Annotated in this window: 12 protein-coding genes; all 12 read right to left on the bottom strand. The window is 43.4% G+C overall.

What is annotated here, in order from left to right; genetic code table 11:
• Positions 1–199: 199 nt before the first annotated feature.
• Entirely contained in the window at positions 200–1501 is a 1302-nt protein-coding gene (gene murA / locus ACIROD_RS19865) for a UDP-N-acetylglucosamine 1-carboxyvinyltransferase (RefSeq protein WP_098371638.1), read from the bottom strand.
• Positions 1502–1533: 32 nt separating this feature from the next.
• Positions 1534–2283 carry a YwmB family TATA-box binding protein gene (locus tag ACIROD_RS19860; RefSeq protein ID WP_402943356.1) on the bottom strand — a complete coding sequence of 250 codons (750 nt, stop codon included), beginning with the start codon at positions 2281–2283 and terminating at the stop codon, positions 1534–1536.
• Positions 2284–2441: 158 nt separating this feature from the next.
• Positions 2442–2684, bottom strand: a complete 243-nt coding sequence (locus ACIROD_RS19855) for a DUF1146 family protein (protein WP_101223821.1) — start codon at positions 2682–2684, stop codon at positions 2442–2444.
• A gap of 149 nt (positions 2685–2833) precedes the next feature.
• Positions 2834–4360, bottom strand: coding sequence for an NADH-quinone oxidoreductase subunit NuoN (gene nuoN, locus ACIROD_RS19850; protein WP_101223822.1), 1527 nt, complete (start codon positions 4358–4360; stop codon positions 2834–2836).
• A 3-nt stretch (positions 4361–4363) separates the two neighbouring features.
• The gene (locus ACIROD_RS19845; protein ID WP_402943353.1) at positions 4364–5887 is read right to left on the bottom strand and encodes a complex I subunit 4 family protein; all 1524 of its coding nucleotides are present in this window, start codon (positions 5885–5887) and stop codon (positions 4364–4366) included.
• Complete coding sequence (gene nuoL / locus ACIROD_RS19840; protein WP_260358787.1) at positions 5884–7755, bottom strand: NADH-quinone oxidoreductase subunit L; 1872 nt, start codon at positions 7753–7755, stop codon at positions 5884–5886. The genes ACIROD_RS19845 and nuoL overlap by 4 nt, the downstream gene beginning before the upstream one ends.
• 34 nt (positions 7756–7789) lie before the next feature.
• Positions 7790–8104 (bottom strand): NADH-quinone oxidoreductase subunit NuoK, encoded by a 315-nt coding sequence (gene nuoK, locus ACIROD_RS19835; RefSeq protein ID WP_101223825.1) that lies wholly within the window; start codon positions 8102–8104, stop codon positions 7790–7792.
• A complete protein-coding gene (locus ACIROD_RS19830) occupies positions 8101–8619 on the bottom strand; it encodes an NADH-quinone oxidoreductase subunit J (RefSeq protein WP_101223826.1) in 519 nt (172 codons plus the stop codon). The genes nuoK and ACIROD_RS19830 overlap by 4 nt, the downstream gene beginning before the upstream one ends.
• Positions 8616–9035 carry an NADH-quinone oxidoreductase subunit NuoI gene (nuoI, locus tag ACIROD_RS19825; protein ID WP_101223827.1) on the bottom strand — a complete coding sequence of 140 codons (420 nt, stop codon included), beginning with the start codon at positions 9033–9035 and terminating at the stop codon, positions 8616–8618. Before nuoI ends, ACIROD_RS19830 begins: the two co-directional genes overlap by 4 nt.
• A 33-nt stretch (positions 9036–9068) precedes the next feature.
• Entirely contained in the window at positions 9069–10076 is a 1008-nt protein-coding gene (gene nuoH, locus ACIROD_RS19820) for an NADH-quinone oxidoreductase subunit NuoH (protein ID WP_402943348.1), read from the bottom strand.
• Positions 10077–11174, bottom strand: coding sequence for an NADH-quinone oxidoreductase subunit D (locus ACIROD_RS19815; protein WP_101223829.1), 1098 nt, complete (start codon positions 11172–11174; stop codon positions 10077–10079).
• A 5-nt stretch (positions 11175–11179) separates the two neighbouring features.
• Positions 11180–12056: NADH-quinone oxidoreductase subunit C (locus tag ACIROD_RS19810; RefSeq protein ID WP_402943345.1), on the bottom strand; the 877-nt coding region annotated here is incomplete at its 5' end.

Below are 12056 nucleotides of genomic sequence, written 5' to 3'. Positions count from 1 at the left end.
GAGCCTCCCTACACTTGTTTTCTCTGCCGTAAATCGCATTCGGCAGGTATCATCTTTACATAACAAATGTATGTCGAAGGACAAGCTTTTATGAATAGAAAAACGACAACTATTTAACTGTAGGCGATGAACCAGGAACAAGACAAAAAAAACCATTCACGGTTCAATGACTCGAACGTGAATGGTTTTATAAGCTAACTTATGCGTTTAAATCTGCGATTTTTTTTGTTTCAGCAGGTACATCTTCGTTAATACGTTCCACATCAGCACCTAGAGATGCCAATTTACCATGGAAATTCACGTACCCTCTGTCAAGATGCTTCAATTCTGTAACACGTGTAATGCCATCTGCAACCAATCCAGTCAGGATGAGCGCTGCCGCGGCACGTAAATCTGTTGCAGCTACTTCAGCACCTTGAATGTTAGTTGGTCCGTTAACGATAACGGAACGACCTTCTATTTTAATATTGGCATTCATGCGACGGAATTCTTCAACATGCATAAAACGGTTTTCGAAAACGGTCTCCGTAATCATGCTTGTTCCTTCAGCACGAAGTAGTAATGCCATCATTTGCGATTGCATATCAGTCGGGAAACCAGGATGTGGCATTGTTTTGATATCAATGGCCTTCAAGGTTTTTGGACCGATAACGCGTAATCCATCTTCTTCTTCAAGAATTTCAACACCCATTTCCTCCATTTTGGCAATAAGGGAAGTAAGGTGTTCAGGTACAGCTCCTTGAACAAGAACATTGCCGCCAGTAAGAGCGGCCGCAGTCATGAATGTACCAGCTTCGATACGGTCAGGTATAATCGTATGTTCAGTGCCATATAATTTATCGACACCTTCGATTCTCATCGTACCAGTACCGGCACCTCTGACTTTGGCACCCATTTTATTAAGGAGATTCGCAAGATCTACAATTTCAGGCTCTTTGGCCACATTTTCAAGAATAGTTATACCTTCAGCAAGTGTTGCTGCCATCATGATGTTTTCAGTGGCACCCACACTCGGGAAGTCAAGATACACTCTTGCACCCTTAAGTCTGCCTTCAACCTCGGCATCAATGAAACCATTGCCGACCTTCACTTTTGCTCCCATCGCTTCAAAGCCCTTTAAATGCTGGTCGATAGGACGTGATCCGATGGCACAGCCACCAGGAAGAGCAACGCGGGCCCGGCCATTCCTTGCTAGTAATGAGCCCATCACTAAAACGGAAGCTCTCATTTTGCGTACATATTCAAATGGTGCTTCTTCTAATAACTCTCTTGATGCATCTACAGTTACTTGATTGTCATGAAAGGCAACATCTGCATTTAAGTTGCGCAATACTTCATTGATTGTATATACATCGGAGAGCGTAGGAACATCTTTAATGATACTTTTCCCATCACTTGCTAATAATGTTGCAGCGATAACTGGCAAAACGGCGTTTTTAGCACCTTCTACTTTAACTGTCCCGCTAAGCCTTTTTCCGCCGCGGACGATGATTTTTTCCAAAAGTATTCCCCTCCGCGTCCATTTTCTCTATATTAATATTCAAACGTTATGATTGGTGTGCCAACTACAAAGTTCGTTCGGTCACCCAATCCTTCTGTCCGTAGCCCAAACTGCAAATTTAATTTTTCTTTTGTCAAAGGTTGTTTAAACAATGTTGAATGTGCAGATATAGATGTAAAGTTTGTTTCATGCACACTCTCAATTTCCCTTGCATGGAACATATCTAACAGGTCTTCAGTTTTAGAGCTTAAAACCGAATCCATATTATCATTGATAGACCCTTTAATACAAGAAAAAATTGAAGGAGTTCCTATAAATAGGTCATTCACCCTGTTTTGGAACGTAGCAGTAAAAAATGCCGCATTGGCTTTCTTCCACTTTTTCCCCTCCACTTCGTAAATAACATAGGTAACTTTATCAAATTTCTCTTCCGTTGTCATTATTTTGATAGACTCGGTCAGACCTGAATCGACATTGTAAGTTAACGCCTCTGCCTTCCAGCCGGAAGCATCATCTTTCCGGTGCCATTGAAATTGAGGGTATTTTCGTTTTAAAGCTGTAACTTCGTTTTCAAACTCTTGTTTAGTTGTAATCTCTTTATTTATTTCTCTAGTGAGTACAGACCAATCGCCTATGTCTAAATCTTTATCTTTTTGTAACAGTCCCACCAATTTAACTATATCTGGTTTGCTTTCTGCCACAATCGTACTATTCCCTATTAAAATCACCATCAAACCGAGAAATACTATGTATGATAACATTTTTTTGTTTAAATTAAACATGTTAAATCCCTCCCCTTTTACACATTCTTTCCATAAGGAGAGAGATCATACTTCGAGTTTTCCGACAATTGGTGACAACTTCCCCTTATACTGGCAGGAAGCAAAAGCGAATACAAGAGTAGAATCATATTTTGCTATAAGAAAATTCTTACAGCATATCAGTCATTACTAAACATATACGGAAGTTGATTTGCAAATCCCAGGTAGTCGAGGAAGAAATTACTTACAACTGAACCGATGGCAACCGTTAATAAAATATATAAAACCCTTGCCTTGATGACAGAATTGGATCTTAATATTTTATCAAAATGTAATGCCTGTAGAGCCCACCAGGTAACTGCGATGAAAAACAAGTGTGCAATTATTCCTGTTAAAGCCTGCTGTCCCATTGCTGAAAACATGTACATACCTCCTAAAAGACACCCGAATTCTATTCTAACACAAAACCCCTTCATATTTGGAATTTAAAAGGAAGAATTGCAAAATATCTTTTTAAAACTGTAAATAGAGGCTTGATCCAATGGAACAAGCCTCTGATACAGGCATTATATCATTTACTTGAAATAAAGTCTGTAAATTCGCCAAATTGATCATGAATAAAATCAAAGGCAATATTGGGCGCCACCCCGAAAAGTATGGTGCCTATTACGCAAATGATCAACACAATGTAAAGACCCGGACGGATTTTAATGACCTTCTCTGAATGAATCGGTCGGAAAAAGACCTGAACCAATAAGCCGAAATAATACACATAGGATACAATGGTACCTGCAATCATGATTCCCGCAAGGACAAAATGTCCAGGCTCCGTTATGAATGTTCCAAGAAAAATATTAAGTTTGCCAATGAAACCTGTCGTACCGGGGATTCCAGCAAGCGACAGGATAAATACGGTGAATGCCATGGCAAGATAAGGTGATTTCCTCCCCATTCCTGCAAGAATGCTAATATCTTCTGACCCACTTTGGCTGGATAGAAGCTGAATGACTGCGAATATACCGATATTCATTAATACATAAGCCATCAGGTAAAACCAGACAGTATCCAGGAGAAAATATCCCCCGCCCAATGTGGCCACCGCTACAAGCAGGTAACCCGCATGGGCGATGCTTGAATAAGCGAATAATCGTTTTAAATTTTGCTGCCTTAACGCAACCACATTTCCAATGATGATCGTCAGGCCCGCCAACGAAGCTATATAGATATTATTTTTTTCCAAAAAGTCGAGCGCTCCGAACGTATCACCGGAAGCTGTTAGGAACAATGAGAGAAAAATGCGCAGGATGATGACGAAACCCGCCATTTTCGAAATTACACTCAAGAAGGCTGCGACCGGTGTCGGTGCTCCCTCATACACATCCGGCGCCCACATATGAAATGGAGCGGCAGCTATCTTGAAGGCTATACCTACAAACACCATGAAGAAAGCGAGGCCCATGATGTATTGCAGCTGTCCGTCCGTCATCGCAGCCATCGTCCGGCTCATTTCGCCTAGATTGACGGAACCGGTCACTCCATATAAATAGCTCATCCCAAATAAAGTGATCGCTGTGGAAATACCTCCGTTTATTACATACTTCATGGACGCTTCGTTGGACTTCCGATCATGCTTGCGTATTCCGACCAATATATAAGATGAAAGTGAAAGCAGTTCCAGTCCAACGAACAGCGTTATCAAATCACCGCTTGAGGACATGACCATCGCTCCAAGCAAAGCGGTCAGGAACAGATAATAAAATTCCCCCCGGTGCTCCCGCAGCCCCTCTTGCGGTTCATATCCTTCAGCCAGAAGGATGATTAAGGCCGCTCCTAATAACAGCAGCAGCTTAAAAGCTTTTGCAAATGAATCCAAACGAAACGTATCGGATAAGATACTGACTGTCTCAAAGGATAGCAGGCTAATCAGTGACAAACATGCCAAAATGATTCCGGTTAGCGCGAGCCATGCCAGTTTTCTCCGATTAAAGTGCTTTGGCCAGAATAAATCCAATATCGAAAGAATCATGGTTGTTCCAAGGATGATGAATTCTGGCATCATCGCTCCCCAATCATAAGAAAGCATCGTGTTCCAATCCATCCTTCATCGCCCCCCTAGAGCAAGCATCATGGCTTCAATCGTTCCTTGAAGAGGCCCGCCTAACAAATTTGGGTATACCCCAACAGATATTATCAAAGCGAGAAGAACCAACGCGGGGAAAAACTCCCAGCTCCTTAGGTCCCATTTCTCTTTTTCTATCAAGCTATCATTTTTCCCGAAAGTCATCTGCATGACCGCCCTCAATACATAAACAGCGGTTAAAACCAGCCCGATCACCCCAATTGCCGCAAGCAACGGCTGACTCTTGAATAAGCCAAGAAATACCATGAATTCACTGATGAAGCCCGACATGCCAGGCAAACCGAGTGAAGCCATCCCGCAAGCTAACATAAACCCTGAAAAAATCGGCATCGACTTGGCCAGCCCCCCAAGCTTAGGAAGCATCGTGGTTCCCGTACGCTCATACAACACTCCCACCAAGAAAAACAACAAAGCAGCAATTAGCCCGTGTGAGATGACTTGAAAAATAGCTCCCTGAATGCCCGCTTCATTCAAGGCTCCCAGCCCCATCATGACGATACCCATATGTGAGATTGATGAGTATGCTAAAACGAGCTTGAAATCCGTTTGTACCAAAGCTAGAAATGCACCATATAAAAAACTGAGGACCCCAAATAGGACAATGGTAAAGGCCAAGCTTTTATATTGTTCAGGAAATATCCCCATTCCAAACCGGATGATTCCGTACGCCCCTATTTTCAATAGGACACCCGCATGTATCATGACTATGGATGGAGGTGCTTCTGCATGGACCCGCACCATCCAGCTGTGAAAGGGAAAGACGGGCAGCTTTATCGCAAATGCTACGAGAAAGGCGAGACATAAACCATATTTCATCGAACCGGATATTGGTGCAAAAAGTGAAACACCGCCCATTGTCATCATCTGTGTCAATGCTGCAATGTTGGTCGTACCCGTCCTGGCAAACAAAATCAAAATAGCCACTAATAAAACAGCCGAACCAATGCCATTATAAATCAGAAAACTATAAGAAGCTTTCTCCCTCTCCAGGAAGCCCCATCTGCCAATTAAAAAGAAAGCAGGAATCAAAGTCATTTCAAAAAAGATGAAAAAAAGGATTAAATTTTCTGCGGTGAAGACACCGAGCATCCCAATCTCCAGGATCAAAAATAACAAATAATACCCTTTCCATTCCTTTTTTATATAAATGGATGCGATTGCGGCCAGTGTTGAAATGATTGTTGTCAGTAATATGAAGATGAGACTTAATCCATCCAGCCCCAACTCAAAGTCAACCGTGAAGAGCTTGGGATCATACATCTCCAAATTCCCAAACCTGATCCAATTCAACTTAATGTCAAATAAGGATAGGGCCACACCCGAATAATATTGGCTGCATAGAAAGAACGATAGGAAAAGAGGAGGCAGTGTTCCGAAAAAGCCAAATTGTTTAATCGTCCTTCCCTCTTTTTTCGGCATGAGGGCAACCATCACTATGCCCAGCAGCGGTGAAAACACTAAAAGCGAGAGCAAATAGACATTCATCTTAGATACCCCCCAGTTACTGCAAAAATCACCAACAGTACCGCAAGTCCCAGAAAGGCTATCATGCCATATTGCTGTACCTGTCCTGTTTGCAGTTTAGACCCTATTTTTCCTAATCCTTCTATCGAACTTGTTACAGTGGAAACCAGGCCGCCGACAATGAACCTTTCCATATAAGATAGGAATATACTAAAGCCCTTGACTGCATAGCCTGCAGTGTAATAGTAAATCTCATCAATATAATACTTATTTTCCAAAACCCGATATACCCCGGAGTTTTCTTTGACAAGCCAGTCCCGTGGTAACTTCTTTTTAGCGTATATCATATAAGCAAGGTATATCCCGGCCAGCGATACAAGCACGGCCAGCAACATTATCCAAACGGGTCCCTCACTATGGCTGGCGCCTAGAGCAGCTTCATTTCCCTCCACAAGCCACTCCCCAAGGAAAGTTCCAAACCATGGTGTTTGGATATACCCGCCGATTACAGCAAGCAAAGCCAATGCGAGCATGGGAATTAGCATGATGGAAGGTGATTCCTTGACCTGTTTTACTTGACTGCGCGAATCGCCTGCAAACATCATGAAAAACAGCCGGAACATATAAAAAGCAGTTAAAAAGGAGGTAACCACCGCTAGACCAAACAATATATAACTACCATTCTCCCAGGCTGCCATTAGAATTTCATCTTTACTGAAAAAACCTGAGAGTAACGGAAACCCCGATATCGCCAACGTGCCAGTCAAGAACAGCGGCCCAGTCCAATTCAACTTACCCCATAGGCCGCCCATCTTTTCCATATCCTGTGTATGTATAGCGTGAATAACACTGCCTGCTGCCAAAAACAGCAATGCTTTAAAAAAGGCATGGGTCATTAAATGGAACACCCCGGCCACATATCCCGAAGTACCCAAAGCAAGCATCATAAAGCCAAGCTGAGAGATTGTCGAATATGCCAATACACGCTTAACATCCTTTTGCACGATGGCAATGCTTGCGGCGAATATGGCTGTAATTCCACCTGTTATCGCTACGACCTGCATCGCAGCAAAACTTGCCATGAATAGCGGAAACATGGCCGCCACCAGGTAAACCCCTGCAGCAACCATGGTTGCTGCGTGTATCAATGCGGAAACCGGAGTCGGTCCTTCCATTGCATCCGGAAGCCACGTGTGAAGAGGAAATTGTCCAGACTTCCCAACCGCTCCGATAAAAATCAAAATAGCGATTAAAGTCAGTTTTTCGCTTGATATCATGCCCGATTGAACGGCTTGAAAGATCTCTCCATATTCAAAGCTGCCTGTTTCCCAGAATAGCAGAATGATGCCGATTAAGAGCCCTACATCCCCAATCCTGGTCATGATGAATGCCTTCTTCGCTGCAGCCTTAGCTTCATGTTTATAAAAGTAAAACCCAATGAGCAGGAAAGAACCCACCCCGACCAATTCCCAGAAGATATAAAGTTGTAATAAATTGGGTGCCATGACAAGTCCAAGCATGGCAAAGGTGAAGAAGCCCAGATAAGCATAAAAAATGGAGAATCGCACTTCACCCTTCATATACCCCTTCGAATATATCTGGACAAGCAGGCTGACAAGGGAAACGACCACAAGCATCAAGGCATTAAGCTGATTGATTTCGAATCCAGCTGAAAGTTGCGTCCCCCCGAAGGAAAGCCAATCTATCGATATATTATAAGTAGGTTCTTTAAATCGTTCCATCAGGACGAGCAACGATAAAACAAACGAAGCCAATGTACATATTATTCCTATAAATGCCCCTCGTTCCCGCAACCGCCCGCCTGATAGAAGCAGAACCAGAAACGTGACGAGTGGAAAGACCGGTATGAGCCATGCGTACTCCATCATCGTATCAAATCCCCTTCTTCATTTATATAAACCTTCAATTCTTCATAATTTCCATTTCATCGACATTGACCGTCTTCCGATTGCGATAAAGGGACATTAGTATAGCCAGCCCTACAGCCGCCTCGGCCGCGGCGATCGTAATCGTGAATAAGGAAAAAACTTGACCCGTAATGGATGGTGTTACCCCCAATTTACTGAAGGCAACTAAATTGATATTTGCAGCGTTCAGCATCAGCTCGATTGAAATCAAAACAATGACCGCATTTCTTTTCGTCAAGGCACCATACAACCCTATACAAAATAAAACGAGTGCCAATACAAGGTAAGCCGACAAGGGAACTCCCGTCATGATCGATCTCCCTCCTCATCATCTTTTTTAGCCAATACGATGGCACCGACTAAAGCAACAAGCAGGAGTACCGACATCACTTCAAATGGAATTACATATTTTGAAAAAAGTTCGATTCCTATTTGCTTTGTATTTTCCTCATGCAAGGCCGTTGGCTGTACAGGTATATCAAGGTTATAAATCCCCAGATACACCGCCACGGCAAATCCAGCAATCGCCGCCAGCAAGGAGAAATTCCCCCAGCCCCCTTTAGCGGGTGCATCATTTTCTTGGTGTTTTGTCAGCATAATCCCGAATAGCATCACGATCGTAATAGCCCCTGAATAAATCAGGATTTGAACAATGGCGACAAACTCGGCCGAAAGCAACATATAAATGCCTGCAATGCCCAAGAAAGTAAAAACAAGTGCAATTACCATGTGCACCACTTTTGTTAAGGTAATCAACAGCACCCCGCCTACTATCGAGACGAGTGCCAAACCAATGAAGGCAATTAATTCACCCGACAAACTCATACTTTATTCACCTTCCGGACATTTTCATCATTTTCATCCAGCCACTCCAGATTTTTAAATAGATGATCACGGCTATATTCGGCCAGCTCGAATTGATTCGTCATCACGATTGCTTCTGTAGGGCAGACCTCCGTACATAAATCACATAAAATGCAAATCTCGAAATTAATGTCATACGTATCGATGATTTTCCCTTTTTTCGACGGGTCCGGATGCTTCTTACCTGTTAATTGAATACAATCCGTTGGGCAAATCGTCACGCACTGATTGCATACAATACATTTTTCAGGATAGAATTTCTGGATTCCGCGGAATCGGTCAGGAAGTGGAAGCGGCTCATTCGGGTAGTCATAGGTCACTTTTTTCCTCGTCAAGTTCTTTAATGTATAGGTTAAACCTTTTGCTAAACCAAGCATATAAATCCCTCGCTTTCCGACCAGCTTAAGTTTCTAAAAAAGGTTAATCAATTCTTTTATAAGTGCCGTCAAAAATATATTAGCCAATGCAACCGGAAGCAGCACCTTCCATCCGAATTCCATCAATTGATCGGCCCTTATACGAGGAAAGGTTACACGAATCCAGACCAATACATAGAATACGGCACTGAACTTCAGACCGAACCAGATGGCTGCCGGAATAAAATCCAAAAACGGAATAGAATTCCATCCCCCTAAAAATAATACAGTGGTTAGCGTTGCCATTGCAAACATATACACATATTCAGATAACATAAAGAAGGCCCAGCGAAATCCAGAGTATTCAACATGATAGCCTGCAATAAGTTCGGATTCCGCTTCCGGAAGGTCAAAAGGAACCCTGTTCAACTCGGCAACCGATGCAATGAAAAACACGATGAACGCAATCGGCTGAAGAAAAATGAACCAAACCCTTTCCTGGGCTGCAACTATATCATTCAAGTTTAAACTGCCTGTTAGGAGGACGATTCCCACTAGTGACATCACCAATGGGATTTCATAAGATATCATTTGCGCGGCTGCCCTCATCCCGCCAATCAAAGAATATTTATTATTGGATGCCCAACCCGCAGTGACGATGCCGATGGTCGATATGCCGGAAATCGCCATATAATAAAGCAGTCCGACACCTATATCCGCAAATTGGAAGGCATCGGTGAACGGCAAGGTGGCAAGGACCATGAAAGCAGGAGCAAAAGCAATTACCGGAGCTAAAATATATAACGGCTTATCAGCTTTTTTGGGTATCGTATCTTCCTTGATCAGAAGTTTCAAAACATCGGCAACGGTCTGCAAGAGACCCCATTTCCCCCCAATTTGGTTTGGGCCGACACGCATCTGCATGAATCCCATGATTTTTCGCTCTGAAAGGATTCCATAGGTTACAAACCCTAATACGACGAACAGGAGCAGGACTGCCAAACCAAAAAAAATGCCAAAATTCAGCAGGCTTGGAGCGGAGTGGAGAAGGTCCTTGATCATTTATCCATCCACCTCCCCTAAAACGATATCGATTGCACCTAATATCGTTATCAAGTTCGCCATATTTTCCCCTTCCAATAATTTCGGAAGAATTTGCAGATTATAAAATGAAGGTCTGCGAAATTTCAAACGGTATGGCTCCTTTTTCCCTTCACTCGCGATATAACAGCCTATTTCCCCTCTTGGCGATTCAATTCTGACAAATGCTTCACCCTTAGGAACCTTTATTATTTTAGGGACCTTAGCGAGGATAGGCCCTTCTGGAAATTGCTCAACCGCCTGCTCGATGATTTTCAGTGATTCCTCGATTTCTTCCATTCTACAGTGATAGCGAGAAAAGGCATCACCCTCTTCCCTTGTAGGAACATCAAATGTGAACCTGTCGTAAATGGAATATGGCTCATTTTTTCGTAAATCCCATTTCACACCTGTACATCTTAAGTTGGCACCGCTAAGCGAATACTGCAGGGCTTCTTCCTTCGTATAGATGCCCACCCCCTTAACCCGATTAACAAAGATTTCATTCCCTGTCACAAGCTCATGGTAACCGGCAAGCTGCTCCCTCATATAAGGGACAAACTCGGCAACCTTCGCAATCCAGTCTTCAGGAGCATCCCATTTCACGCCTCCAACACGCATATAATTGAATGTAAGGCGTGCCCCTGACAATTCAGTCAATAAATTAACGATCATTTCACGTTCTCGAAAGGCGTATAGGAAAGGGCTCGTCGCACCTATATCCAGCAAGTATGTACCCCACCAGACAAGGTGGCTTGCAACTCTGCCCAATTCCATTGCGATCACCCGCAAATATTCTGCCCTTTCGGGAATCTCGACCCCCATCATTGTCTCAACAGCATGGCAAAGCACATAATTATTTGTCATTGCCGCTAGATAATCGAGCCGATCGGTATATGGGATTATTTGTGTATATTGCAGATTTTCCGCTAATTTTTCCGTACCGCGATGCAGATACCCAATAACAGGTGTAGCCTCTTTTATAATTTCACCGTCAATCTTGATGACAAGCCGAAAAACACCATGTGTACTCGGATGCTGCGGCCCGACATTGAGAAGCATTTCTTCCGTCCTTAACATTGGGCTTACACCTCCACATCATAAGGCTGATAATCTTTTCTAAGGGGATACCCTTTCCAATCATCACCAAGTAAAATCCGTTTTAGATCAGGGTGTTCATAAAAGTTAATACCTAATAAATCATATGCCTCACATTCTGGCCAATTTGCTCCTGGCCATAATGAGACCAATGATGGAATAACGGGAGATTCCCTATCAAGCTTCACCTTCAAGGCAACTGATTGGTTCATTTTGAATGAATGTAAATGTACATAGATTTCCATATGGGATTCAAAATCCGTACCATGAAGTTCCGATAAATACGAAAAGTCAAGCTGTTCATCGTATCGCAGAAACTTTGCTATTGAGAAATATGTATCCGGATTAGCCACTAAAGTGGGTACATCTTTTGATAATCTATTAATATAGTGCTCTAATAATGCCCCTTGTCCTAAATGGCTTTCAATAGCAGAAATAATTTGATCGAGTTTCAACTGATTTGGGGAAAGCTCGCTAGGGATGATAACTTCATCGCTTTCCTTTACAGCAGTCCTGTTCTTCGCAGCAGCAGCAGCTTTCGCTTTGGCAGCGGCTGCTGCCTTCGCCTTGGCCGCTGCCGCTGCCTTTTGCTTCGCTGCATCCATATCGCCTTCCGGTTTTTCGGTCGCATCCTCTTTCGACCGTTTTCGGGCCAATGCCGCCGCTTTCGCCTTGGCCGCTGCCGCCGCCTTTTGCTTCGCTATATCCGTTTCATCTTCCGGCTTCTCCGCAGCTTCCTCTTTCTCCCGTTTTCGGGCCAATGCCGCTGCTTTCGCCTTGGCCGCTGCCGCCGCCTTTTGCTTCGCTATATCCGTTTCATCTTCCGGCTTCTCCGCAGCTTCCTCTTTCTCCCGTTTTCGGGCA

The organism is Peribacillus sp. NPDC101481 (genome assembly GCF_044767165.1).
Lineage (GTDB): Bacteria > Bacillota > Bacilli > Bacillales > DSM-1321 > Peribacillus.
This window is presented reverse-complemented; position numbering and strand designations above follow the sequence as displayed.

Excerpts from the sequence above, each read along its gene's own strand:
- ACIROD_RS19860 (WP_402943356.1), bottom strand. The coding sequence starts at position 2,283 with ATGTTTAATTTAAACAAAAAAATGTTATCATACATAGTATTTCTCGGT.
- ACIROD_RS19855 (WP_101223821.1), bottom strand. The coding sequence starts at position 2,684 with ATGTTTTCAGCAATGGGACAGCAGGCTTTAACAGGAATAATTGCACAC.
- nuoN (WP_101223822.1), bottom strand. The coding sequence starts at position 4,360 with ATGGATTGGAACACGATGCTTTCTTATGATTGGGGAGCGATGATGCCA.
- ACIROD_RS19845 (WP_402943353.1), bottom strand. The coding sequence starts at position 5,887 with ATGAATGTCTATTTGCTCTCGCTTTTAGTGTTTTCACCGCTGCTGGGC.
- nuoL (WP_260358787.1), bottom strand. The coding sequence starts at position 7,755 with ATGATGGAGTACGCATGGCTCATACCGGTCTTTCCACTCGTCACGTTT.
- nuoK (WP_101223825.1), bottom strand. The coding sequence starts at position 8,104 with ATGACGGGAGTTCCCTTGTCGGCTTACCTTGTATTGGCACTCGTTTTA.
- ACIROD_RS19830 (WP_101223826.1), bottom strand. The coding sequence starts at position 8,619 with ATGAGTTTGTCGGGTGAATTAATTGCCTTCATTGGTTTGGCACTCGTC.
- nuoI (WP_101223827.1), bottom strand. The coding sequence starts at position 9,035 with ATGCTTGGTTTAGCAAAAGGTTTAACCTATACATTAAAGAACTTGACG.
- nuoH (WP_402943348.1), bottom strand. The coding sequence starts at position 10,076 with ATGATCAAGGACCTTCTCCACTCCGCTCCAAGCCTGCTGAATTTTGGC.
- ACIROD_RS19815 (WP_101223829.1), bottom strand. The coding sequence starts at position 11,174 with ATGTTAAGGACGGAAGAAATGCTTCTCAATGTCGGGCCGCAGCATCCG.